The sequence below is a fragment of the Haloarcula sp. Atlit-7R genome (assembly GCF_003666065.1).
Lineage (GTDB): Archaea > Halobacteriota > Halobacteria > Halobacteriales > Haloarculaceae > Haloarcula > Haloarcula taiwanensis.
In genome coordinates this window covers 235204-258158 of the sequence record NZ_QXIK01000002.1, presented here as the reverse complement: position 1 = coordinate 258158, position 22955 = coordinate 235204, and the positions used below count along the sequence as shown (strand labels likewise).

22 protein-coding genes, 1 tRNA gene and 1 pseudogene are annotated in these 22955 nt (G+C 63.7%); 11 read left to right on the top strand and 13 right to left on the bottom strand.

Annotated elements, in window-relative coordinates:
• Positions 1-762 precede the first annotated feature (762 nt).
• On the top strand, positions 763-1098 hold the full coding sequence (locus D3D01_RS05335) for a hypothetical protein (protein ID WP_101350869.1): 336 nt from the start codon (positions 763-765) through the stop codon (positions 1096-1098).
• 658 nt (positions 1099-1756) lie between these two features.
• Here the strand turns inward: D3D01_RS05335 and D3D01_RS05330 are convergent.
• Positions 1757-2746 (bottom strand): aldo/keto reductase, encoded by a 990-nt coding sequence (locus D3D01_RS05330; protein WP_121511478.1) that lies wholly within the window; start codon positions 2744-2746, stop codon positions 1757-1759.
• A gap of 122 nt (positions 2747-2868) precedes the next feature.
• Complete coding sequence (locus D3D01_RS23975; protein WP_147435159.1) at positions 2869-3018, bottom strand: hydrogenase maturation nickel metallochaperone HypA; 150 nt, start codon at positions 3016-3018, stop codon at positions 2869-2871.
• 259 nt (positions 3019-3277) lie between these two features.
• Between D3D01_RS23975 and D3D01_RS05325 the strand changes: the two genes are divergently transcribed.
• The gene (locus D3D01_RS05325) at positions 3278-4459 is read left to right on the top strand and encodes an alanine--glyoxylate aminotransferase family protein (RefSeq protein WP_121511477.1); all 1182 of its coding nucleotides are present in this window, start codon (positions 3278-3280) and stop codon (positions 4457-4459) included.
• Between the two features lie 137 nt (positions 4460-4596).
• Here D3D01_RS05325 and D3D01_RS05320 read toward each other — a convergent pair.
• Positions 4597-4670, bottom strand: a tRNA-Tyr gene (locus tag D3D01_RS05320).
• Positions 4671-4934: 264 nt separating this feature from the next.
• Between D3D01_RS05320 and D3D01_RS05315 the strand changes: the two genes are divergently transcribed.
• The 3 genes from D3D01_RS05315 (at position 4935) to ftsZ (ending at position 7212) form a co-directional block, all read left to right on the top strand.
• Entirely contained in the window at positions 4935-5558 is a 624-nt protein-coding gene (locus tag D3D01_RS05315; protein ID WP_121511728.1) for a zinc ribbon domain-containing protein, read from the top strand.
• A 236-nt stretch (positions 5559-5794) separates the two neighbouring features.
• Positions 5795-5971: a ribbon-helix-helix domain-containing protein gene (locus D3D01_RS05310; protein WP_004515010.1), complete on the top strand. Its 177-nt coding sequence runs from the start codon at positions 5795-5797 to the stop codon at positions 5969-5971.
• Positions 5972-5973: 2 nt separating this feature from the next.
• A complete protein-coding gene (ftsZ, locus tag D3D01_RS05305; protein ID WP_101350872.1) occupies positions 5974-7212 on the top strand; it encodes a cell division protein FtsZ in 1239 nt (412 codons plus the stop codon).
• A gap of 77 nt (positions 7213-7289) precedes the next feature.
• Here the strand turns inward: ftsZ and D3D01_RS05300 are convergent, their stop codons facing one another.
• The 3 genes and pseudogenes from D3D01_RS05300 to D3D01_RS05290 form a co-directional block, all read right to left on the bottom strand.
• Positions 7290-8285 carry a TIGR00269 family protein gene (locus tag D3D01_RS05300; RefSeq protein ID WP_121511476.1) on the bottom strand — a complete coding sequence of 332 codons (996 nt, stop codon included), beginning with the start codon at positions 8283-8285 and terminating at the stop codon, positions 7290-7292.
• Between the two features lie 88 nt (positions 8286-8373).
• Complete coding sequence (locus D3D01_RS05295) at positions 8374-9072, bottom strand: alpha/beta hydrolase (RefSeq protein ID WP_121511475.1); 699 nt, start codon at positions 9070-9072, stop codon at positions 8374-8376.
• Positions 9073-9159: 87 nt separating this feature from the next.
• Positions 9160-10184 (bottom strand): annotated as a pseudogene (locus D3D01_RS05290) (DUF2332 domain-containing protein).
• 82 nt (positions 10185-10266) lie between these two features.
• On the opposite strand from D3D01_RS05290, the gene D3D01_RS05285 reads away from it, so the two are divergent.
• The 4 genes from D3D01_RS05285 (at position 10267) to D3D01_RS05270 (ending at position 13129) form a co-directional block, all read left to right on the top strand.
• The gene (locus D3D01_RS05285; RefSeq protein WP_121511474.1) at positions 10267-10917 is read left to right on the top strand and encodes a hypothetical protein; all 651 of its coding nucleotides are present in this window, start codon (positions 10267-10269) and stop codon (positions 10915-10917) included.
• A gap of 348 nt (positions 10918-11265) precedes the next feature.
• Positions 11266-12081 carry a hypothetical protein gene (locus D3D01_RS05280; protein WP_101350875.1) on the top strand — a complete coding sequence of 272 codons (816 nt, stop codon included), beginning with the start codon at positions 11266-11268 and terminating at the stop codon, positions 12079-12081.
• A gap of 39 nt (positions 12082-12120) precedes the next feature.
• On the top strand, positions 12121-12552 hold the full coding sequence (locus D3D01_RS05275) for a CopD family protein (protein ID WP_101350876.1): 432 nt from the start codon (positions 12121-12123) through the stop codon (positions 12550-12552).
• Complete coding sequence (locus D3D01_RS05270; protein ID WP_121511473.1) at positions 12545-13129, top strand: hypothetical protein; 585 nt, start codon at positions 12545-12547, stop codon at positions 13127-13129. Before D3D01_RS05275 ends, D3D01_RS05270 begins: the two co-directional genes overlap by 8 nt.
• Here the strand turns inward: D3D01_RS05270 and D3D01_RS05265 are convergent.
• From D3D01_RS05265 to D3D01_RS05255, 3 genes are all read right to left on the bottom strand, one after another.
• Complete coding sequence (locus D3D01_RS05265) at positions 13107-13853, bottom strand: class I SAM-dependent methyltransferase (RefSeq protein ID WP_121511472.1); 747 nt, start codon at positions 13851-13853, stop codon at positions 13107-13109. The two genes, D3D01_RS05270 and D3D01_RS05265, sit on opposite strands and share 23 nt — an antisense overlap.
• Positions 13854-13942: 89 nt before the next feature.
• Entirely contained in the window at positions 13943-14776 is an 834-nt protein-coding gene (locus D3D01_RS05260; protein ID WP_121511471.1) for a deoxyribonuclease IV, read from the bottom strand.
• Between the two features lie 119 nt (positions 14777-14895).
• A complete protein-coding gene (locus D3D01_RS05255; protein ID WP_121511470.1) occupies positions 14896-15210 on the bottom strand; it encodes a hypothetical protein in 315 nt (104 codons plus the stop codon).
• A 213-nt stretch (positions 15211-15423) separates the two neighbouring features.
• On the opposite strand from D3D01_RS05255, the gene D3D01_RS05250 reads away from it, so the two are divergent.
• Positions 15424-16173, top strand: coding sequence for a helix-turn-helix domain-containing protein (locus D3D01_RS05250; RefSeq protein ID WP_121511469.1), 750 nt, complete (start codon positions 15424-15426; stop codon positions 16171-16173).
• A 21-nt stretch (positions 16174-16194) separates the two neighbouring features.
• Here the strand turns inward: D3D01_RS05250 and katG are convergent, their stop codons facing one another.
• The 4 genes from katG to D3D01_RS05230 form a co-directional block, all read right to left on the bottom strand.
• A complete protein-coding gene (katG, locus tag D3D01_RS05245; protein ID WP_121511468.1) occupies positions 16195-18342 on the bottom strand; it encodes a catalase/peroxidase HPI in 2148 nt (715 codons plus the stop codon).
• Between the two features lie 280 nt (positions 18343-18622).
• Positions 18623-19417 (bottom strand): biotin/lipoate A/B protein ligase family protein, encoded by a 795-nt coding sequence (locus D3D01_RS05240; RefSeq protein ID WP_101350883.1) that lies wholly within the window; start codon positions 19415-19417, stop codon positions 18623-18625.
• Positions 19418-19900: 483 nt separating this feature from the next.
• Positions 19901-20377 carry a cupin domain-containing protein gene (locus D3D01_RS05235; protein ID WP_101350884.1) on the bottom strand — a complete coding sequence of 159 codons (477 nt, stop codon included), beginning with the start codon at positions 20375-20377 and terminating at the stop codon, positions 19901-19903.
• A 143-nt stretch (positions 20378-20520) separates the two neighbouring features.
• Positions 20521-21198, bottom strand: coding sequence for a helix-turn-helix domain-containing protein (locus tag D3D01_RS05230; protein ID WP_121511467.1), 678 nt, complete (start codon positions 21196-21198; stop codon positions 20521-20523).
• A gap of 88 nt (positions 21199-21286) precedes the next feature.
• On the opposite strand from D3D01_RS05230, the gene D3D01_RS05225 reads away from it, so the two are divergent.
• Complete coding sequence (locus tag D3D01_RS05225) at positions 21287-22924, top strand: NADH-quinone oxidoreductase subunit D (protein WP_121511466.1); 1638 nt, start codon at positions 21287-21289, stop codon at positions 22922-22924.
• The last annotated feature ends 31 nt before the right edge of the window (positions 22925-22955 follow it).

The window sequence follows — 22955 nt, the reverse complement described above, 5'->3', positions numbered from 1 at the left end:
GACAGCTACCCGAATATATATTTGGCCGTGCACCATCTGGGCAAGTGTTTCTTGTGGACTTGGGTTTGACCGCCAAACGTCTCTGTAATAGTCAGTGCTACAGCAGTATCGCCACACGACCACTGTCGCGACCGTCGCTCTCCCGATGGCTGTCATCTGTGAGCAGACCGTTCTGCGGCGTGGCGTTCCGTATACTGGAATAATTCCCGTAGTACGCCACAGGCGGACGCTCACGGACACTTCGACCGGTTTCGTGAGAGGCAGGCGGAAAAGGATAATACCCGTACTTTTGTTATCCGGTCGCCAGCAGTACGGGCGGCAGTTAGCCCGATTGAACAGCCAGACTGGGCCGCTCAGTCGCTGTCCGGTCAAACTGATCCCTGTAGTGCCGCGTTCGATTTCGCGTGTCTGTTGGCATCACAGCGACGCTAGCGGTATCGTTCTGTATACTGAAACAGTCAGGCGGTGGGCGACGCCCGCTGACACGGGGCAGACCGTTGTAGAATGTCATAAGTGGAAGTGCATCCGTCCACATATATTCAAATACTTACTCTTTCTACTCAGATAAGGCAGTTACAGTAACAGAATCCACAAACTCGTTTTGTATTGGGTTTTAAATTACCATCGGGCGTGTTTCTCTACCTACTCCTCCTAATGTAAAAACATATGGCGAAAGTAGATTTGCAGAGAAACAGACGAAAGATACACACGTTGTTCGGAATACAGAAACGTATTTCTATAAGTGTGCACATATCTGGTCCTATGGGAGACGAAGAAGACCTCGAAGACGAAACTGTGTCCGTATCGATGGAGATATCAGGAAATTACGACGAAGTCATGTCGAAACTGGCGACAGAGGACGATGGGTCGACGTCGCTCGTCTCGCTGCTCGACGACCTCGAACAGTTGCTTGACACAGTGGTCCGGATGGACGGTGGGACACGCAGTGCAATTGCACAGCAACTGCCCAAGGATATGACCGTCTCCTTCGATGCACAGGCGGTCGTCGATACACTCCAGGTGCTCGAACGCTACGACCTCGTTGTCCTCGAAGGCAACACCTGGAAGCCGGGTCCGAAACTCACGACCGAAGAATAAGAACCACCGCGCCGCATCCGTCGTGAGCCGACTTCTCCCACACCGGGGCGGTGTGGTTACCAACCGAAGTCCGACGGTAGCAAGCGGCTAGTTCGCTGCAACCGGTCAGTAATGGCCGAAGCCAACGCCTGTAACTCCTGCCGGAGCGTCAGCTACAGCATTCAACGGCGATGTCGTTCCAGCTGGCGTGAGCGACGTTCGGTAGCGTCCGCCTGTCGCCCAGTCTGTCGACTGTCACCATGTAAAGAGCTGTATAACAAACATTGGATAGCACGGAGAGGTAAATGCGAGCACACTTGGTGCTCGTACTCTCCCGACGCCCACCGTTCCATGCTCCCCTGTACGGGACGGTTTCACGCCGGGTTTGGCCACCCGGCATCGGTTCCTAATACGTCTGCCGATAGCCGGGGTCAGTTGCTACTGCGAGGCGCGGCACACTCGATAGTTCGTCAGACTCATTACTGGATTTTGATATCAATACCGCCGATAACTGTCTGTATTCATATGTATATCGCCACCGGATTGGTCAGTTTTACTATAATAACTCAGACACCGCAGTGACCTCTTCGGTGGAATCTTGGGCCAAGTTTTGCTGCACCAATCGTGTTCTACCGCCCCGAAAGCACATATGTAATCATACAGATCGGCGGAACGGCGACTACCAGCGATGGTGGACATCGTCGAAGACGTACTTCTCGTAGATGTCACGCACCGCGCCGTGGACCTGATTCGAGAGCGGGTCCATCTCGCTGACCGCCGCGTTCGCGCGGACGTGGGCCGGCGAGGTAGAGCCGGGGATGACAGTCGACACCGCGTCGTGGTCCAGAATCCAGCGCAACGCCATCTGGGCCATTGTCATTCGTTCGGGGACGTGTTCGCGGAGTTCCTCGACGGCGTCAAAGCCCGCGTCGACCGGGAGGCCAGCGAACGTCTCGCCGCGGTCGAAGGCCTCGCCCTCGATGTTGAAGTTCCGGTGGTCGTTCTCGGGGAACTCCGTGTCCCGGGAGAGTTTCCCGGTCAGGAGTCCGGAAGCCAGCGGAACGCGGACGATGACGCCGATATCGCGGCGCTTGGCTTCCTCGAAGAACCGCTCCGCAGGCCGCTGGCGGAACATATTGAAGATGATCTGGACCGTTTCGATTTCCGGGTACTCGATGGCTTTCAGCGCTTCCTCAACACGTTCGACGCTGACGCCGCAGTGAGCGACCTTCCCTTCGTCTTGCAGCCGCGAGAGGGCGTCGAACGTCTCGGGCTGATAGTAGGCGTCGGTCGGCGGACAGTGGAGTTGTAACAGTTCCAGCGTTTCGGTCCCGAGGTACTCACGCGAGCGGTCGACGTGCTCGGAGAGGTTGTCGTAGTTGTAGCGGTCGGCTGTATGTGGGTCGAGCCGGCGGCCGGCCTTCGTCGCGACGGTCACCTCGTCGCGGACCCCGCGTTCGTCCAGCACTTCTGCGATGCGCTGCTCGCTGAAGCCGTCACCGTACACGTCGGCGGTGTCGATGAAATCGACGCCGGCATCGAGCGCGGTCCGGAGCGTTTCCCGGCCTTCCTCTGCCGAGACATCGCCCCAATCTCCACCGATGTTCCAGGTTCCAAGTCCGACATCCGTCACGTCGTACCCTGCCGTCCCTAACTGTCGTCGGTTCACGTACGACTATACCGTCGACAGTCACTTGGTGGCTGTGATACGCGGCAACAACCTGAACAAAAAAGGGCAGTGTAGCCCGATAGCAGGCAGTCCGGTGGACGTGCCAACGTGGACGCCGGGGGCTACGTGAGCCACTTCGTCCGGCGGATGTCGTACGCACCGCAGTCCGGACACGAATGGTACTGAACGTCGAACGACGCCCGGCACACCAGACAGGTGTACCGGCGGCTCGGTTCCTCCCCAGGGGACGCAACGTTATCGAACAATCCCATCGACGACCACACGCCACCTTAGCAATACGAGATTAAAAACGGAGTAGATCGTTCACACGTTTCATACCAGTCGCGTCTGGCGATTGCGATTATGGAGTAGGGTAGTGGCAGCCAGTGACTGGTGGCACAGATGTAATAATTATCCTATATTTCTACGGCGGTCGAATTAGCCTTCCGGTGGAGGCGTGAGACCGACCTTGTCCTGACCAGAGAGTTGCGACCACGGATTTTAATGCCCAGTCTCCAGGTAACGGACGGTATGGATGAGGCACCTGCTGTCGGTGAGTTGACACCGCCGGATCGAACACTGATGGGGCCCGGCCCGAGCGACGTCCATCCGCGCGTGCTCAAGGCGATGAGCACGCCGCTGGTCGGCCACCTCGACCCCTCGTTCATTGAGGTTATGGACGAGGTCCAGGACCTCCTCCGATACACGTTCCGGACGGACAATAAGTGGACGATTCCGGTCTCCGGGACCGGCTCCGCGGCGATGGAGGCAGCCATCGGCAACGTCGTCGAGCCGGGCGATACGATGCTTGTTCCGACGAACGGCTACTTCGGCGGCCGGATGGCAAGCATGGCCGAGCGTGCGGGCGGCGAGGTCGTCACCGTCGACGCGCCGTGGGGCCGGCCGCTCGACCCGGCGGCGGTCGAAGCGGCCTTCGACGAACATAGCCCGGACGTGCTCGGGTTCGTCCACGCCGAGACCAGCACTGGCGTCCTCCAGCCGTCGGTGCCCGAACTCACTGACATCGCCCACGCAAACGACGCGCTGGTCATCGCTGACAGCGTGACCTCGCTGGGCGGCGTCGAACTCCGCGTCGACGACTGGGACATCGACGTGGCCTACGCAGGCCCGCAGAAGTGCCTCTCCTGTCCACCGGGCGCGAGCCCGCTCACGCTCAACGACGACGCGATGGACAAGGTCCTCGCCCGGGAGGAGGACCCCCGGTCGTGGTATCTCGACCTCTCCCTGCTGGAGGGGTACTGGGGCGAGGAGCGCGCCTACCACCACACGGCCCCAGTCACGAACGTGTACGCGCTCCGTGAGGCGCTTCGGCTCGTCGCCGAGGAGGGCATCGAAAAACGCTGGGACCGCCACCTGCACGTCGCTGGCGCGCTGAAAGCCGGCGTCGAAGGTATGGGACTGGAGATGAACGCCCCCGACGACTTCTGGCTCCCGAGCCTCAACACCGTCCGCGTGCCCGACGGCGTCGACGACGGCGCGGTCATCCAGCACCTGCTGGACGAGTACGACCTCGAGATCGCCAGCGGCCTGGGCGCGCTGGAGGGCGACATCTGGCGCATCGGCTGTATGGGCCATTCGGCCCGCCGGCAGAACGTCAGCTATCTGCTTGCTGCGTTGGGTAACGCGCTCGGTGAGCAGGGTTCGGCAGTGGACGTAGACGCTGGACTAGCGGCGATGAGCGAGCGGTTCTGACGCTCTCCAGAACCGGCCTCGGAGGGTTCGTTTTGCGGAACTGCTGGAACGGGATTGTCTCACGTAGCTCCGCTGTCCGAAGGCAAAGGACAACTCAACTGCTGTTCAGGTCCACTCGACACCGACTGAAAACCAAGTCCGCCCTCCCCGATTTGAACGGGGGACAAGTCGATCTACAGTCGACTGCTCTACCAGTCTGAGCTAAGGGCGGTCGACACCCGAAAATACCCCGCCGTCCGGACTTAAGGGTTGTTATTCGCGGAGGGTTCGCCGAACGGTCACACGACGCGGAGTGACACACTGATTGGTGTCAGACACGTCTGACCCACTTGCAGAGGTCTGGGAGACGGGGCAACAGAGTCTACGAACGGAATCTGAGCGGAGGGAACGGTATCGCGTCATGCCGGTAGCTGACGGGCGTCAGACATCGCGGGAAGATTAAAATACCATCATGTACAACACACGTCCGAACTCGATGAGCAAAATAACGTTCCGCGCTGACGACGACCTCATCGACCAACTCGAGGCGTTCGACGCCTCGAAGAGCGAGGTCATGCGCGAGGCGCTTCGGGAGTATCTCGGAGACGCGTCGCCGTCAGCGTCGGAACCACCGTCGTCGTCAGAGTCTGTGACCGACGCCGAGACAATCGACGAGCTCATCGAAGAACGCGTCGACAGTATCATCGCCGACCGACTGCGGATACGACGCCGCCCCTCGCAACCGCAGGATATCAACGTAAACATCTCGTTAGACGGCGTAAGCGCAGGGGCAGCGAACGCTGAAACCGAACGACGGCAGACCGCCGATCGGGGTGCAAGTGCCGAGGACGGGCGGTCTCACAGTGAAAATCAGTCGTCCGACACGAGCGGGCGTAAGACAGAGCCGGAAACGCGGGACAGGACCGACACGGAGGAACGTAAGACATGTGCGCAATGCGGTGATAATCTTGGACCTGACCACGTTTACTGCCCGAACTGTGGCGAGAAGGCGTCTCGGCGGGTGTTCTGTGATTGCGGCGATGAACTCCGGTCGGACTGGGGATTCTGCCCGGGCTGTGGGAGACGAACGCCCGCAGCGGATGTGCTCGATCAGACCTAATTCAGCGTTTACACTGGATAGAAGAGTCCAGACACCGTAAACGAGAAAATGTATGACACTGCCCGTAAGTTTTAATACATCAGGGTCAGTGGTTTATCCTGCGTAAGACGGTCGTCTTACACGGCGGCGAACGCGAGGGGATGCCGCCCTCGTACTGCGGTTTCGCTGTGTAAACACTCGTGCGGGGCGTAAACAGCCCTCGTCCGGGCCGTCTTACCCAAGGGGAACTACCAAACATGGAGCGTGTGACACTACGGATTCCGAAGCAGCAGATTGAAGAGGTCGAACAGATGGTCGAGACGGGCGAGTACCCCAATCGGAGCGAAGCGATTCGCTCGGCGGTTCGGGAGATGCTCGCCGAGGAAGGCTCCGAACAGGCCTCCGAAAAGAAGCGGTCCTGGGCCAAGGTGTAACGATGCAGGATATCGTTAACGAGGCCCTCGAACGCGACGAGCAGGAACAGAAGCGGATGTCCGACGAAGATGTCGACGGGTTCGGCGACCCGCGCATCGTCATCGTCGGCTGTGGTGGCGCCGGCAACAACACCGTCAACCGCCTGTACAACATCGGCGTCGAGGGCGCCGACACCGTGGCTATTAATACGGACAAACAACACCTCAAAATGATCGAAGCCGACACGAAGATTCTGGTCGGCAAGTCCCTCACCAATGGCCTCGGGGCCGGCGGCGACCCGTCGATGGGCGAGCGCGCCACGGAGATGGCACAGGGCACTATCAAGGAAGTGCTAGGCGACGCAGACCTCGTGTTCGTCACCGCCGGCATGGGCGGCGGCACCGGGACCGGTGCGGCCCCAGTCGTCTCGAAGATCGCTAAAGAACAGGGCGCAATCGTCGTCGGCATGGTGTCGACGCCGTTCAACGTCGAGCGAGCGCGGACGGTCAAGGCCGAGGAAGGCCTGGAGAAGCTCCGCAACGAGGCGGACTCCATCATCGTGCTGGACAACAACCGCCTGCTCGACTACGTCCCGAACCTGCCGATCGGCAAGGCGTTCTCCGTGATGGACCAGATCATCGCCGAGACCGTCAAGGGCATCTCAGAGACCATCACCCAGCCGAGCCTCATCAACCTCGACTACGCCGACATGACCTCCATCATGAACCAGGGCGGCGTCGCGGTGATGCTGGTCGGCGAGACCCAGGACAAGAACAAGACCGAAGAGGTCGTCAAGGACGCGATGAACCACCCGCTGCTCGACGTGGACTACCGTGGCGCGAGCGGCGGGCTGGTCCACATCACCGGCGGCCCGGACCTCACGCTGAAGGAGGCCGAGGGCATCGCACAGAACATCACCGAGCGGCTTGAGGCCGACGCCAACGTCATCTGGGGCGCACGGATTCAGGAAGAGTACAAGGGCAAGGTGCGGGTCATGGCCATCATGACCGGCGTCCAGTCCGCCCAGGTGCTCGGCCCGACGACCCAGAAACAGGCCAACAAGTCCCGCGAGGCGATTCAGGAAGTCGGCGACGACACCTCATTCGATGCGTCCGACAACGTCGAGAGCTTCGACAGCCCCGCCCCGAACAGCGGGAGTCAGAACAGCGGCGGTCGGAACGCCGGCTACAGCGAGACCGACGGCGGACAGGACCAGCGCGAGAAGAACAACGGACTCGACGTCATCCGGACGAACAAGTAACACCGCGGTTCTTCTTTCCGTTCTCTACGGCTGCGAGCGACGCTTTTTTCAGCGGCGTCTGACAAACGAGATGTCGGTCAGACTGCTTCCAGCGCGTCCAGCAGATTACACTTCCGACAGAGGTCCCGCGCCGTCGGCGCGCCGCAGTTCTCGCACTCGCCGTAGTCGGTGTCGCCGTTCTCGCCGCCGTAGGTGTCGGCGGCCAGCGCCGCGAGCTTCTCGTAGCCGGCCATAATCGAGTGGCGAGTCCCGGGATGGTTCTCTTCCAGTCCGAGCATGAGGTCCTGTATCTCGCCGCGGTAGGCCTCCTCGGCGTGGGGGCACTCGGTGATGTGTGCCGGGAGGTCTTGGAAGCGGGCGTACAGCGCGACTTCCTTCTCCGGGATGTCACGAAGCGGCTTGGCCCGTGGGATATGATGGTCTTGTGCCTCGCGTGTTTGTTCCGTGGGCGCGTCGGCAGACAAGTCAAACGGTCCCAGCGACGCCTCGAAGTGCTTGGCGATCTGTTCAACGTCGCCTTCGAGGAAGTTCATCAGCGCCGTCTCGGCTTCGTCGTCGAGGTTGTGGCCGGTCAGCAGTTTGTCCGCGTCGAGTTCCTCGGCGTACTTCGAGAGGAGGTCACGGCGGAACACGCCACAGTAGGCACAGGCAGCCATCCCTTCGGGGTCGTCTTCGACAACGTCGTCCATCTGGACGCCGAACTCCTCGGCGTAGGAGACGGTGATGTGTTCGATGCCGAGGTCGTCGGTCAGTTCCTCGCAGGCCTCCAGACTCGCGTCGCGGTAGCCCTCGATGCCCTCGTGGATAGAAAGCGCAACCAGTTCGATTCGGGGGTCTTCGGCGAACGTGTCGTGCAGAATCTGCGTGAGAACGACGCTGTCTTTGCCGCCCGAGAGGCCGATAACCCACGTCTCGGGGTCTTCGACAGTGGCGTCGTCGGACACGAGGCCGTCCTCGCGGATGCGACGACGAACCCGTTTCGTGACCGCTCGGCAGAGATGAGACTCACAGAGGTGCAGCCCGGAATAGGCCGCGTGTAACACCGCGTTCTCGCCGCATTTGTCGCACTCCATCGTGACGAGTAGTCGTGGCCGCAATGGTGAGAGGGTTTCGTCTCGGTTCCGGCACGGCAGTAGACAGCGATGTCGTTGGAGACGCCGTTCACAGCGCGCCGGGGCCGTGCTGTAACGCGTCGAGAACCGTCTTGACGGTCTGCTCGCGGCCGCTCGAGGAGAACAGTTCGTGGCCGCCGTCGTACAGCCGTATACGGTCGGCCGGCAGGCGCTCGCCGACGGCACGCGGGTCGACGACTGTGTCCGTGAGCGAGCAAAACGCCGCGGCGGCGTCCCGGGCCGGCGGAAGGGACCGCTGTGCCCGAAACACCGTCCGGAGGAACGCCGGCGAAACCGACGACGGAGCGTCCGCGAGCTGCTGGGCCGTCGCCAGGTCACCGATAGCGTCGGCGTCCAGCGTATCGACCGGGATGAACGGTTTCGTTATCGGGAGCGAGGCGAGAGCGTCGAGCACCGGCCCCGGAACCGGGAAGTCACTGTCCCACCATGGGCTCAGGTACACTCGGTTGCCGATACCGTCGGCGTCGAGGTGGGCCGCTGTCAGCCCGCCTGCACTGTGCCCGAGCAGGTCGAACCCGCCGAGGTCGGAAGCGTACTCCTGGACCGGGCCGACCCACTCCCGCCGGTAGTCGGTGATATGTGTCGGCAGTTCGACGGCGTGGACGCGGTACGCTGTGGCGAGCTGGTCGACGAGCCACTGGACGTTCTGGTGTCGACATCGGTTCCCCCAGCCGAGGACGAACAGGCAGTCTCGGGCAGCCCCCTCGTCGTACACGCGAATCTGCATATCCGACATTCCCGTTGTGCAGACATAAGACCGGGTGAACGCCTGACAACCACTCGTCGCGTTGTCGACGTGGAAGCCGTGCTGTGCTCAGGGCCGCCACGACAGCCACGCGCCGTGTGGCTCGTAGTCGACGAGGTGTGTGGTCTCGATGCCATCGTCGGTCTGGCGTTTCCAGTCCAGTGCCACTGACTCGCCGCCCGACAGGTCCCGCCGCCCGGTGAGCCAGTGCAGCGGGCGCTCGACCATTTGCGCTTCGAGCACCGTCGTCAGCGCCTCGTTCAGTTCCGCCGGGACCTGATACAGCACGAGCGTGGTGACGACGCAGACCGGGACATCGGACGGAATCTCGTCGAATACCGCCGGCAGGTCATCGAGCATATCGCCCTCAACGAGTCGCGGTGGCTCCTCGTGGGCGACGGTGAGCGCCCCGTCGAGGACGGCCCGGCGCGCCTCGTGTTCGGGCCAGACGAGCGCGCGGAGCCAGTCCCTGTCGGCCTCGTCGGTCACGTCGAGCGGATTGCGGTCGAGACCGACCCGAGAGCGGATAGCGGGCGGCGTCTCCGGGAGCGGCGGGTCGCCGCGTCGGACGCTGCTCTCGATGGTAATCGGCGAGTCGCTGTTACCCACTACGAGACCGTCGTAATCGTAGCGGTAGCGGTCAAACAGCATGTTCAGGCCGGCACTCGGCCCGAGTTCCACCAGCGCGAGCGGTCCGTCGGTGGCGCGGGCCACCTGTGTGATAGCCGGGTAGAGGACCGCGCTGTGCCGTACCGCGTTCGTCTGCGTGCGCCGGGTCCGCAGGAGCGGCCGGATATCGTCGGCATGGTCGAGACAGAACTCGCAGAAGGCTGGAAAGCACCTGTCATCGGGGTCGTGCGCCGTCTGGGTAATGCTCGGGTAGTACTCGGCCAGCCGATGGTCGGGGTGCCGGTCGAGCAGGTACTGCACCGCGGCCAGCAGGAGGTGCGGGGCCTGGCGACCCTCAGGAACGGCCGCTGCGATGTCGAGGATATCACTGTCTTGCGCTGCCTCGCGACAGAGGTGGCTGGACAGGGGAGAGGAGTCGTCGGTCCGTACAGCCAGGTCCCAAACTGCGTCTGAAGGTCTGACATATCGTCTCGGAGACAGCAAAGTGATATCGGTGTTCGCCTCCGGAGAGTCAGCGTTTAGGCTGCGCAAGCAGTAGGGCAGGCAATGAGTCTGGACCGTCCGGAGGCAGTCGAGCGGGTCGAAGAAATCGTCGCCACAGTCGAGGACGAGACGATGCCGGTCCCGGTCCGAGAGGTGTGGGTGTACGGCGACGTAGCGCTCGGGCTGGACCCGGTCGAGCGACTGGACGTCTACGTCACCAAGGATATCCTGTTCAAGGATGCCCCGGAGCGCGCCGAAGAGTTTCAGCGCAGTCACGGCGTCGACGGGGTCGGCAAGACCGTTCGCGCCGCGTGGGCCGACGAGCACCCCGAGTTCATCCGCGCGAACGCCAACGGCCACGCCGCGCCCGAGAAGTGCCTCGCCGCCCACCTCCTGAGCGACGACGAGCCGGTCCATCTAGAAGTGTGTAACGCCTCCTTCGAGGACAACGTCACCCAGCGGCTCAAGGGCGCGAAGATGCGAAACGACTACCAGCAGATTCTGGACCCCCGGGGAGCCTGCCTGTGGCTCGACGGCGAACGGTCGCCCGACGCGTTCCAGAAGCTCCGTGACAACGAGTTCGTCTTCCCGACGCTGACCCAGTCGCTGTCGATGCTCGGGATGGACGAGACGGAGGCCGGCGACGCCGCCGACGCGGTCAAAGAGTACCGGGCACAGCAGGAGGGCGCGACGGTTCGAGGCGACGTGGTGTAGCGCTCACCGTGCCGGCGCTGGACAGGGTGACTCACAGCAGCCAAGGCGCGTCGACCGTCGAGAACCGGTGTCCGCAGGCGGGACATTCGACGAGCCGCGAGCCGGTCCCGCCGTCCGAAACCGCGGTGAACCGGCGGCTCCAGGTCACATGACGGCACTCCGGACAGCGGCGGACGAGCGGTGGTATCATGGGGAGACGTGAGCCGGCACGTGTCGTCCGTAGCCGCTCACACAGCAAGGGCCTATCGACGGGCGACAGTACTCTGGGCGCGAACACAGGCCATGACAACTACAACGCGGTTTTGAGCGAACGGAAGGGATACACCCACACCACGGGAAGGGAATCGTATGCAACGGACGCGACGAGCGACCCTTGGACTGGTCGGTAGCGTGGCGATTGGTGCCCTGAGTGGCTGCCTCGCGCCGGGCGGGAACGGCAGTGGCGATGGCAGCACGGAAACACGCACGCATCCGTCGCCGGGAACTGATCCCGGCACCGAAACGGACGACGGAGGCACAGAGACGCCGACCGACGCTGGAGAGACGGAGACTCCCACCAACGAAACACCGACGGATGCGCTGGACGGGCTAGACAGAGTCGAGACACCGCCATACGAGGTCGAAGAGGTCGAGTGCAACGTTGCTGACTCCGGCGAGGGCGACCGCAATCCGCTGTATCTCTGTGCGAATATGCCGGCCAAGCCATCGTTGTCGTTCGAACAGGCGTCGACCCGAGGGGCGCTGTTTGCCGATGAAGGGCTAGCGCGCGCCCCGGACGACAACGGTGACCAGCTCTACGCGACGCTGTTGACAGACGCCGACGACATCGAGCGACTCGAAGACAACAGCGGTGACGCGTACAGTCTCGCCGCCGACACCGACTTCGAGAGTCACGCCGTGCTCGTCGTCCAGACCGGCTGGGGGTCCGGTTCGATCGTCCCCCATCTGAAACGCATCGAGGAGACAGCGGACGGCATCCACGCGTTCGGCTGTTACACGCAGCCCTGTGTGTACACCAGTGATTTCACTGCTCGGTCGACGGTCGTCAGGTTCGAGCGCCCGGACACCCTCGACAGCGGCGTCGTCAGCCTGACCGTCGACCCGTCGACGCGGTACAACGTGGCGACGGGTGAGGGCGTGGTGACAATCGACCCGTCGGGGTAACCCCGTGATTCTTTGCGACGTGCCGCTGAACCGACAGCTATGACAGCCCTCCCGATTCGAACCCTCCACGTCCTTGCGATGGCGGTCCTCGTCGGCGGCACAACCGTGCTCTGGTACAGCTATCGGTGCGGCACTATCGCCTCGCTCGCGCCCGCAAAGCAGTTCGAGTGGCTGTTCTGGGGCGGCGTCGGCGTACTCGTGGTCACCGGCGTCGGGAACCTCGGTTCGCTCGGACCGCCGGGTCCCGGAACCGACTGGGGACGAACCTTACTGGTGAAACTCGCCGTCGTCGTCGCCCTCCTCGGGGGTTCGGTCGTCCGGACGCTACTCCTCGTTCAGATCGGTGACCGCGTGAACACGTTCGACGACCTGCACCCAGTCCACCGGCGAACGCTCTCGCGAGCGTACGGCGCGACGGCGGCCGTCTTTCTCGGTATCGTCGTCCTCGCGGAGGTCCTCGCGCATGGCTGAGGACCAGCGTGAGCAGGAGAGTATGGCGGACAACGTGAGTGAGACTGAGCCAGCGCGCGACGGCAAACAGAGTTCCACGCGGCCGGTGTCACTCGTGACGTGGACGCTCGCGACGTTCGACACCGTCCTGTTCGTCCTGCTCGGCGTCCTCGCCGTCCACGCGAGCGGTGGTCTCGCCGACCTGCTCGCCGGGCTAAACACCCTCGTCGGCGTGGCCGTCTTCTGCTACCTCTGGGCGCTGTTCGTCCTAGCGGTTCGATGGGTTCACCGGAGGGTATCGCTCGATTCAGCCGGAGTCAGCACGCTCGTCCTCCACGGAGTTGCGGCCGGGAGTGTCACTGGTGTCGTGTTCCTGCTGGGACTGCTCGCGGTGGCACTCGTGTCGACGCTCCAGAGCGGCGGGGCCCGCCCCCAGTCGGTGCTGTTGGTCCTGCTCATCGGGGCCGGTGTCGCCGCTGTCGTCGGGGGCGTCGTCGGCCTGCTCGCCAGTCTGCTGGACATCGCAGTCTACGGACTGGCGGGCACTCTGCTCCCCGAACTCGGTAACGAGCGGGTCACGGAACCGCGCCGACGGTGACGAAGAACGGCACCGTCTCGCGGCGCTCGTAGGCCTCGTCTTGCATCTGCTCGATGACATCCCGTCCCATCGACCGCCAGCGCTCCCGGAGTGAGTCGTACTCGGCGGGCGTCGCCTCGCCGTTGAGAATCGTCTCACGGTCGTGGGCCAGCCCCGTTCCGGTCGCCTTCCGGCGAGCGGCCTGCATCGCCGCGTCGTCGTATGGCGGCTCGATGCGCTGTTCTTGCTCGTATTTCGTTGTCGAGACGACGGACAGCCCCGCGTCGCGGAACACGTCGGCGGCATCACTCCCGAGGGTAACGTCTGTCCGCACCCCGTCGAGAAAGAGCCGGCGGGCGCGGCGGGCCAGCACCGGTTCGTCGTCGACGGTCGATTCGACAGTGACGGCGGCGTTGTTTGGCTCGATGGCGGCCACCCGGTCGGTGGCAACGCGGGCGAACTCCCGAACCGCGAGTTCGGGGTCAGGGAGGTTGATGAGCAGCGCCTGACATACCACCAGGTCGAAGGTGTCGTCGGGGAACGGAAGGCGCGTCGCGTCTCCGCAGACGGCCGGGTCGCCGGCGGCGGCCAGCAGGTCCGTGTCGGCGTCGAGGCCAACGACGGTCCCGTCTGTCTCCTCGCGAAGGACGCGGGTCAGTTCGCCGGTCCCACAGCCCACGTCGAGAACGCGCTCACACTCGTCCAACCGCAGGTCCGAGAGCGCCGCACGGGAGTCGGCCCACATTCCCCTGCGGGTGGTTTCGAGGTAGTCGGCAGAGAACCTGCGCACAGTTTCTCAGAGTCGAGTCGCCCTCAAAAGTACCGCGGTCGAAATCAGTCGCGGCGGAGTTCCTTGACGCGCTCGATGTTCCAGGCGAAGCTCTTGCCGTCCTCGGTCGGCGTCTCAAGCACCAGCGGCACGTCGCGGATGGCGTCGTGGTTGACGAACGCGCGCATTCCGTCCGCGCCGATGTGGCCCTCGCCGATGTGGGCGTGCTCGTCCTTGTTCGTCCCGCACTCGTGTTTTGAGTCGTTGAGGTGGACGCAGGCGAGGTCTTCGAACCCGACCACGTCGTCGAACTCCGCGAGCGTCTCGTCGACGGCCGCGGGCGTCGAGAGGTCGTAGCCCGCGGCGAACATATGGGCCGTGTCAAGACAGAACTCGATGTCCTGGTCCGTTCGCTCCCGGACCGTCGCCAGGTGCTTGAACTGGCCGCCGAGTTTCGTCCCGCTGCCGGCGTCGGACTCGACCAGCACGGTGACCTCATCGGGGATGTCGAGGTCGTCCAGCACGCTGGCGGCGTTGTCCAGCCCGCCGTCGACGCCCGCGCCGGTGTGGGCTCCGAGGTGGACGTTGACGTACTCGATGCCCAGTTTGGCGGCGGCGTCGACCTCCTTCTGCATCGAATCGAGGGACTTCTCGCGGAGGTCGTCTTTGGGCGTACAGAGGTTGACGAGGTACGACGAGTGGATGACCCACGGGCCGACGCCGTGGTCGGCCGCGAGGTCGCGGAACTGTTCGGCCTCGTCGTCGTCGATGTTCGGGTCCTGCCAGACCTGCGGCGAGTGCGAGAAAATCTGCCCGCAGTTGCCGCTGTACTCGACCTGTTCCTCGACGGCGTTGTAGACGCCGCCGGCGATAGAGGTGTGTGCCCCGACTCGTACCATGCACACCGGTCGGTGGTGCCCGACAAAAGAGGTTCCGGAGTGCTACGGTCGGTTATAGCTCGTGTCAGGATTTCGTCGAAGCGGGACGACAGGCCGGTGAACAGAGATACCCGACCGGCTCAGACCCACTCGCGGACGGGTGGGATCATGCGGAGGCTCGATAGCGCGAGGTATGCACCGAACAGGACGAGTACCACACCGATAGCCGCTGGAAGCGGCGTTGCTGACAGTAGTAACGCTGCGCCCCAGGCGGCCAGTACGATGCCGATACCGACCAACATGAGCGTGCCGAGCGCGCCAAGCACTGCGTCCTCGGTAGCCACCCGAACAATCGCATACAGTTCTTCCTCGGAGAGCGTTGCGACGCTGCCGTCGGTTGCCCGAGGGTGGGCAGGGGTGTCGGCAGAGTCATCATCAGCGGGGGACGGGACCATATTACCGCTTGACCGGGTTCCTACAAAACGGTGGTGTCGTTCCATTGTCGGGAGTGGGTGAATAGTCCATCCTCGTAGCCCGTCATCGCAGACGTGAGGTTCACGGCGAACCGGCTACCGCATCTTAATCAAAAGCCAACTAGATAAAGTGGAGTGGGGTTGGTGGTTCCAGTAATCGATTTATAACGACTGTCCTAAATTAGTACTAGCTAAATGAGCGACACACAGCCAGCAGTGGCAGACACACGCGAGTTCGAGTTCGTCCTGCAGTTCGACGCGGGAGCCGATAGCCTGATGGACGTGTTCCAGCAGCATGAAAGCCTCTCCGTGTGGTCCTCTGCCATCTTCGTCGGCGACGACCATATGTGGCGGCTCGACCACGCGAAGGGGACACCCGAGGCCCTGCGTGCGTTCGACGAGGTCTTTCTGGACGAAAACCGCTGTAACGAGTGTTTCGACGTCGTGAGCTGTGAGACGGCGCGGACGTACCACGTGCTGGACCGCGGGGAGACGTCACGGACAGTGTACACGCTACGTCGTGAAATCAGCGGCTGTCAGTCGCTACCGAGTTTCCTCCATCGGCACGTTAATGAGGGGACTATCTTCGAATCTCGGCGGACGGGCAACGAGTACCGCTGGCGCGTCCTCTATCCGGGGTCTGCCCCCATCGGCGAGGTCTACGACAAAATCGAGTCGAGCCTCCGCGAGGGCGTCACGCTCTCGGTCTCTCACATCACCAGCGCGGGGAACTGGAAGGCGACCGAACGGGTCGCGACGAACTTCTCGCCCCAGCAGTGGCGGGTACTCAAAGCCGCCGTGACCCACGGCTACTACGAGCGACCGCGGGAGGTCTCGGTCAAAGACCTCGCGTCGATACTGGACGAGCCCCGGTCGACCGTGCAGTACCAGCTCCGGACCGCCGAGGACCGCCTCGTCTCCCAGTTCGTCGAGGAGATCCTCTGAACGCGACCGCTACGCGGAGGCCTATTCGAGGTCGAAGCGGTCGAGCCGCATGACCTTGCTCCAGGCGTCGACGAAGTCGTCGACGAGTTCGGCCTCGGCGTCGTCGGCACTGTAGACCTCGGCGAGGGCACGCAGGCGGGCGTGGGACCCGAACAGCAGGTCGACGCGGGACGCCGTCCACGTCTGCTCGCCCGTGTCGCGGTCGTACCCCTCGAAGACGTCTCTGGCTTCGGTGACGGGCTCCCACTCCGTGTCCATGCCGAGCACGACCTGGAAGAAGTCGTTGGTCAGCGTCCCCGGCTCGTCGGTGAACACGCCGAGGTCGGAGTCCTGATAGGTCGCGCCCAGCGAGCGCATCCCGCCGACCAACGCGGTCATCTCGCCGGGAGTGAGGTCTAGCAGGTCGGCCTTGTCCACCAGCAGTTCCTCTGCCGGGGCCTCGACGTCGTCACGGACGTAGTTCCGGAAGCCGTCGGCCCTCGGCTTGAGCGCCTCGAACGACTCCACGTCGGTCTGGTCCGGCGTCGCGTCCGTCCGCCCCGGTTCGAACGGCACCGTCACGTCGTATCCGGCGTCGGCCGCCGCCTGCTCGACGGCCGCGTTGCCACCGAGGACGATAAGGTCGGCCAGCGAGACGCGCGTGTCGTCGTCCCGAGCGCCGTTGAACTCCTCCTGAATGCCTTCGAGCGTGTCGAGGACCGTCTCCAACTGCTCTGGCTCGTTGACCTCCCAGCTCCTCTGGGGTTCGAGCCGGATACGACCGCCGTTGGCCCCGCCGCGCTTGTCGCTGTCGCGGTAGGTCGACGCCGACGCCCACGCGGTCTTGACGAGTTGGGTAACGGAGAGGCCAGAGTCGAGGATTTCCGCCTTGAGGTCGGCGATTTCCTCGTCTCCGACGAGGTCGTAGTCGGCGTCGGGGACGGGGTCTTGCCAGATGAGTTCCTCGTCGGGGGCGTCCGGGCCAAGGAACCGCTCGGGCGGGCCCATGTCGCGGTGGATGAGCTTGTACCACGCCCGCGCGAAGTTGATGCCGAACTCCATGGGGTTGTCCTGGAACCGCTCCATGATGTCCCGGTAGTCGGGGTCGCGCTTGAGCGCGATGTCCGTCGTGAGCATCATCGGCGTCCGCTTCTCGTCCGGGTCGTGGGCGTCCGGGACCGTGTTCTCGAGGACCTCGTCCGTGGGCGTCCACTGCCAGGCCCCGCCGGGACCTTTCTCCGGCTCCCACTCGTAGTCGAGGAGGTTGTCGATGTACCCGCTGTCCCACTCCGTCGGGGCCTGTGTCCAGGGGCCTTCGATACCGCTGGTAATCGTGTCCCCGGCCTTCCCCGAGCCGTGGTCGTTCTCCCAGCCCAGCCCCATCTGCTCGATTGGCGCGTCCTCCGGGACCGCGCCGAGGTTCTCCTCGGGGTCGTCTGCACCGTGGACCTTCCCGAAGGTGTGGCCGCCGGCGATGAGCGCGGCCGTCTCCTCGTCGTTCATGGCCATCCGGCCGAACGACTCGCGGATGTTCTCGGCAGAGGCCAGCGGGTCCGGGTTGCCGTTTGGCCCCTCGGGGTCGACGTAGATGAGCCCCATCACCGCAGCGCCGAGGGGCTCTTTGAGCGTCCCGTCCTCGTTGCGGCGCTCGGACTGGTGGGCCTCCATCTCGTCTTCGGGGCCCCAGTCGACCGCCTCGTCGGGTTCGAAGGCGTCCTCGCGGCCGCCAGCCCAGCCGAACGTCTCGAACCCCATCGACTCGATGGCGTGGTTGCCGGCGAGGACGATGAGGTCGGCCCAGGAGAGCTTGCGGCCGTACTTCTTCTTGATAGGCCAGAGCAGTCGGCGGGCCTTATCGAGGTTCGCGTTGTCGGGCCAGCTGTTCAGCGGCGCGAACCGCTGGCGGCCCCCGGACGCGCCGCCGCGGCCGTCGGTGGTGCGGTAGGTTCCGGCGCTGTGCCAGGCCATCCGGATGAAGAGTGGCCCGTAGTGGCCGTAGTCGGCCGGCCACCAGTCCTGGGAGGAGGTCATCACCTCTTCGAGGTCCGCCTTCACCGCGTCGAGGTCGAGCTTCTGGAACTCCTCGGCGTAGTCGAAGTCGTCTCCCCGCGGGTCGGCATCCCGGGCGTTCTGGTCGAGAACATCCAAACTCAACTGGTTAGGCGACCGGTAGTGGTCTCGCTTAGCCATCACCGAACAGTTGCCGAGTAACGGTCTTAGCAGTACGTTTAGCAATAGGCGAATATTCGATAGTCAGCGGTGCGGTTCGGACGAGTGTTCTGGAGCGAATGATACCCGCAAGCCACAGCCGACGCGGCGACAGGAGCTACGATACGCCTGTTCTCAGCCGCTGTGAGTCGAAACCGAATGGCCGTTAGAGTGTTGTCAAATACTAGAGGCCGCGAATTCGAGAGGGCCGCCGGTAGGTCGCGGTGGCTGTCCCGTGGAGGCAAACCGTCGCTACCTCGGGTCAGGGCGACCGTCGAATCCACTCGTCAGTAGCGTACTTTCTCTCTGCGTGCTCGTGTGCGCGTGCGAGTTCATCGTCCGTCCACCCGCCAGCGTCGGCGTCGACCCACTCAGCCAGCGTCGAGCGGAGCGTCTCGACGGCTTCGGCGCGGTCGATATCGGTGTATTCGCCTATCGCCCCGACGCGTTCGGTGAACTGCTCCGAGTCGATGTCGGCGGTGAAGCAGCCGGAGTGGCGGTCGGGACGCAGCGAGACAGACAGGGAGCCGTGCTGGATGACAGCGTCCTTCTGGCGGTACTGCGCGTTCCCGCTGAGTTTGCGGCCATCGGGGCCGACGATATCGTGGGCCGGATGGAGTTGCCGCAGGTAACAGGCCGGCTGATGGACCGCCGACCGCTCGTCGTCAGCAAACGACGCGTCGACGCCCATGCGCTCGAACGCATTCAAAACCGGCTCGCAGAACTGCTCGTAGCACGCCATCAGATCGCCCGGAACGGCGTCGGCCGGCGCGATAATCCCGTAGGAGATATCCGCCACGCTGTCGTGGTAGATCGCACCGCCGCCAGTGGGTCGTCGCGTTACCCCAACGGCCTGGCGCTCGCAGAACTCCCAGTCGATGGTGTCGGGGTCCTGTCCGTAGCCAAGCGACAGCGTATCGGGCCAAGTGTACACTCGCACCGTTGCCGGACCGCCCTCTGCGACGGTTTCAGCAGCGGCTGCTTCCAGCGCCATCGTCATCGGCCCGGGTCGTGTTTCCTCGCCGATGACGCGCCACTCCAGGTCGGCCAGTGACATACCCGGGCTTCGTGACGCGGTGCGATATGAATTGCGGGCTATAGTAGCCATTGAAAATCAATGCACACCTGATCGCACGATGGCAGTGTGATCCGTGTGTAAATCGTTTCAATTGTTACTATAGCAGCGGGTGGAATGACCGACGGGGTCGTTGGTTATGCAAAGAGCCAGAAAGCCCCCGCTCGCTCGACACCTGCGACTCGCTGCGCGCTTCCTCGCTCCTCAACGTTGCTCGTCAGTGCTTGCATCGCCTCGAACGTCGAGCGAGCGGCCCCTTTCAGTCCCACCCATAGCCGGTTGGACAAAGAATGCTGGGCGGGACTGAAAGGAGCGGCCGGCTGGACGAAGGCGGGCGATGTAAGCACCACAGGAACGACCGGAGGGAGTGACAAGGAGCGCAGCGAGCCCCCCGAGTACAGCCGGCCGGGGCTTTCTGGCTGTACAAACACCTGTTTCCAATCACGAGAGCGACAGAAGTAGGTCCTAGCCCTGAACGTTCCCGCACTCGGTACAGGTGAGTTCGAACCGACCCTCGGCGAGGGCGACGCTCTGGGTCGTCTCTTCGTCGCACTCTGGACAGTGCGCTCTCGATTCTAGCTCGTCCCAGTCGTGGGTCGCGCCGGGCGCGCCGAAGGCCCAGCCGACGACGCGCTCGTCGCCGGAGTTGTACCCCTGCTGGAACTCGCCGGGTTCGAAGCGAATCAGTTCCCCGCCCGACACGTCGACTTCCTCGCGGTCGAGGCCGACCTCGAAAGTGGTCTGTCCCCGCTCGATGTAGAACACCTCCTCCTGGTCGTGGTGGCGGTGGAGGCTCCCCGAGAAGGAGTCGCCGGGTTCGAGTTCGAAGTAGTTCGCCGCGAAATGCTCGGTCCCGAGTTTTCTGGAAACCGGCTTGCGGATGTCATGCACCTGCATCGGGTTCCGTTCGACCGGTACGTCGTCGATAGTTACTGTGTCCATGGTCAGTATCGTCCTGAGTTGGACCACCGCTGGCCCTGTGGTATATTCGCAACCCAGCACTAGATGACACTTATCCGGAGTTTATAGTTTTTCGGGAAGGCACACAGTAGTCAGCCACTCCGGCGGTTCCCGGATAGAGCAGACTACTCCGCTGATGCTGGCCGCTGTTCGAGTACGTCAGCCATCACATAGGCCTCGGCCTTACGGAGGTGTTCGGCAGCGGTTCCGGGAGCACAGCCCAGTTCGTCGGCGACGTCGTCGACACCGCCCTCGCGGGGCTCGGCGTAGTACCCGCAGTCGACGGCGGCGGCGACGGCCTCGAACTGCCGGTCGGTGAGCGCGGCCCCGGTATCGAGTCGCCGGCTGTCGTACTCCCCGACCTCCCGAACGTCGACGGAGACGCCGTCGGGAACCGTTTCGACTGCCTGCTGGACCGTCCCCCCTGGACCGACCAGTGTGAGTCCGACTGTGCCGTCGGCCCGGTATGCGACCGGAGAAACGATGACCAGACCGGCTCGGGTGAGCGCGTCGACGAGGTCGTGATCGGTCGCAGACGGCGAGTCCTGTACGTAGAGGTAGAACGTCTCGTCGGGGCACGTAGAGATGGCGTACTCCCGGACGGTGTCGGCCTGTTCCAGCGCCGCCCGATAGGGCTCCGGCGGAAAGCCGTCGACGTGAAACAGCAGCGTCTGGGGATCGGCCCCGATGTCGTTGCCCCGAAGGAGATAGCTCGCCTCGTAGCCGTCGTGGTCGACGACGAACTGGTGCATCGGGTGCCGAACCTCCGGGGCCATCCACAGCGAAAGCGTGACGTACTTCATGCCTGACCGTTCTAGGAGGTATTTAAAATAACCTCGGGCATGAGGGGACAGCCCGAGGGCGGCAGCCGGCGAACGGGCGACCACGGAGATGGCCCAGACAGTCCACCGAGCCGACGACGTCCACCCGCTTATCGAGCCGATTGCCGACCACGTCCTCTCCACCGAACGCCACGAGAACGCCCCGGCCGTTGTCATCCGCGCGGACGAGGTGCAGACCGTCCTCTCGACGCTACGAGCCGAGGCCGGTCTGGACCACTGCGCCTGTGTTACGGCCCAGGAGTACGCCGACCGGTTCGAGACGATCTATCACCTGCGGCGCTACGACGACCCGACACAGGAACTTTCGGTCGTTGTGCCGACACCTAGGGAGTCGCCGAGCAGCGAGTCCGCCGCACCTGTGTATTCGACGGCGGCGTGGCACGAGCGGGAGGCCTACGACCTCGTCGGCATCGAGTACGAGGACCACCCAGACCTCCGGCGCATTCTCCTGCCCGAAACCTGGCAGGGCCACCCGCTGAGCCGGGACTACAATCAGTCTCAGCCACAGATCGTCTCCTTCCGCAAACACGAGCGCTTGCTCGAAGACCGCCGCGAAGGGCCGGAGACGATGCATCTCAACATGGGGCCACACCACCCCTCGACGCACGGCGTCCTCCACCTGAACGCCCAACTCGACGGCGAGCAGGTCGCGGCCGTCGACCCCGACATCGGCTACATCCACCGCTGTGAGGAACAGATGTGTCAGCAGGGCACCTACCGCCATCAGATCATGCCCTATCCGGACCGCTGGGACTGGGGCGGAGCTGGCCTGTTGAACGAGTGGGCTTACGCCCGGGCGGCCGAGGACCTCGCCGACATCGAGGTGCCAGCGTACGCCCAGGTCATCCGGACGATGGGCGGCGAACTGTCGCGCATCCTCTCGCACATGCTTGCAGTCGCGACCTACGCGCTTGACGTGGTCGGGGAGTTCACCGCTACCTTCCAGTGGGGTGTCCGGGACCGGGAACTCGTTCAGGACATTCTCGAAGACCTGACCGGCCAGCGGCTGATGTTCAACTACCTGCGGCTGGGCGGCGTCGCCTGGGACCTGCCCGAACCTCGGGAAGCGTTTTTCGAGAAGATACGCGCGTTCCTCGACGACCTGCCGCACAAGCTCACGGAGTACCACGATATGCTCACCAGCAACGAGATTCTCCAGCTTCGGACGGTCGATACGGGTCACCTCTCGGCTGAGGCCGCGAAGGCCTACGGCTGTACCGGGCCGGTTGCCCGAGCCTCCGGCGTCGACTACGACCTCCGACGGGACGACTCCTACGGCTACTACGACGAACTTGACTGGTCGGTCGTCACCGAACAGGGCGGCGACAACTTCTCGCGCCTGCTCGTGCGCCTGCGCGAAGTGGAGGAGTCCGCGAAGATTATCGGCCAGTGCGTCGACCTGCTGGAGGACTGGCCCGAGGACGACCGCGAGATACAGGCGAACGTGCCCCGCACACTTCGGCCCGACGCTGACACCGAAATCTACCGCGCCGTCGAGGCCGCGAAAGGCGAACTTGGCATCTACATCCGTTCTGATGGGACGGAGACGCCGGCGCGGTTCAAGATTCGCGGCCCCTCCTTTTCACACGTGCAGGCACTGTCCGAGATGGCTCGCGGTGAATACGTGCCAGACCTCGTCGCGACAATCGGCAGTCTCGACACCATCATGGGCGAGGTCGACCGGTAGGTAGGCATCCAGCTGCGAGGACCACAGCCAG

Coding starts and splice junctions, on each gene's coding strand:
- D3D01_RS05235 (WP_101350884.1), bottom strand. CDS start 20,377: ATGGACACAGTAACTATCGACGACGTACCGGTCGAACGGAACCCGATG.
- D3D01_RS05275 (WP_101350876.1), top strand. CDS start 12,121: ATGACAGCCCTCCCGATTCGAACCCTCCACGTCCTTGCGATGGCGGTC.
- D3D01_RS05230 (WP_121511467.1), bottom strand. CDS start 21,198: ATGAAGTACGTCACGCTTTCGCTGTGGATGGCCCCGGAGGTTCGGCAC.
- D3D01_RS05300 (WP_121511476.1), bottom strand. CDS start 8,285: ATGGAGTGCGACAAATGCGGCGAGAACGCGGTGTTACACGCGGCCTAT.
- D3D01_RS05270 (WP_121511473.1), top strand. CDS start 12,545: ATGGCTGAGGACCAGCGTGAGCAGGAGAGTATGGCGGACAACGTGAGT.
- D3D01_RS05285 (WP_121511474.1), top strand. CDS start 10,267: ATGAGTCTGGACCGTCCGGAGGCAGTCGAGCGGGTCGAAGAAATCGTC.
- D3D01_RS05265 (WP_121511472.1), bottom strand. CDS start 13,853: ATGTGGGCCGACTCCCGTGCGGCGCTCTCGGACCTGCGGTTGGACGAG.
- D3D01_RS05295 (WP_121511475.1), bottom strand. CDS start 9,072: ATGCAGATTCGCGTGTACGACGAGGGGGCTGCCCGAGACTGCCTGTTC.
- D3D01_RS05310 (WP_004515010.1), top strand. CDS start 5,795: ATGGAGCGTGTGACACTACGGATTCCGAAGCAGCAGATTGAAGAGGTC.
- D3D01_RS05260 (WP_121511471.1), bottom strand. CDS start 14,776: ATGGTACGAGTCGGGGCACACACCTCTATCGCCGGCGGCGTCTACAAC.
- D3D01_RS05335 (WP_101350869.1), top strand. CDS start 763: ATGGGAGACGAAGAAGACCTCGAAGACGAAACTGTGTCCGTATCGATG.
- D3D01_RS05315 (WP_121511728.1), top strand. CDS start 4,935: ATGAGCAAAATAACGTTCCGCGCTGACGACGACCTCATCGACCAACTC.
- D3D01_RS05225 (WP_121511466.1), top strand. CDS start 21,287: ATGGCCCAGACAGTCCACCGAGCCGACGACGTCCACCCGCTTATCGAG.
- D3D01_RS05255 (WP_121511470.1), bottom strand. CDS start 15,210: ATGGTCCCGTCCCCCGCTGATGATGACTCTGCCGACACCCCTGCCCAC.
- D3D01_RS05280 (WP_101350875.1), top strand. CDS start 11,266: ATGCAACGGACGCGACGAGCGACCCTTGGACTGGTCGGTAGCGTGGCG.
- D3D01_RS05240 (WP_101350883.1), bottom strand. CDS start 19,417: ATGTCACTGGCCGACCTGGAGTGGCGCGTCATCGGCGAGGAAACACGA.
- katG (WP_121511468.1), bottom strand. CDS start 18,342: ATGGCTAAGCGAGACCACTACCGGTCGCCTAACCAGTTGAGTTTGGAT.
- ftsZ (WP_101350872.1), top strand. CDS start 5,974: ATGCAGGATATCGTTAACGAGGCCCTCGAACGCGACGAGCAGGAACAG.
- D3D01_RS05250 (WP_121511469.1), top strand. CDS start 15,424: ATGAGCGACACACAGCCAGCAGTGGCAGACACACGCGAGTTCGAGTTC.
- D3D01_RS23975 (WP_147435159.1), bottom strand. CDS start 3,018: ATGGGATTGTTCGATAACGTTGCGTCCCCTGGGGAGGAACCGAGCCGC.
- D3D01_RS05325 (WP_121511477.1), top strand. CDS start 3,278: ATGGATGAGGCACCTGCTGTCGGTGAGTTGACACCGCCGGATCGAACA.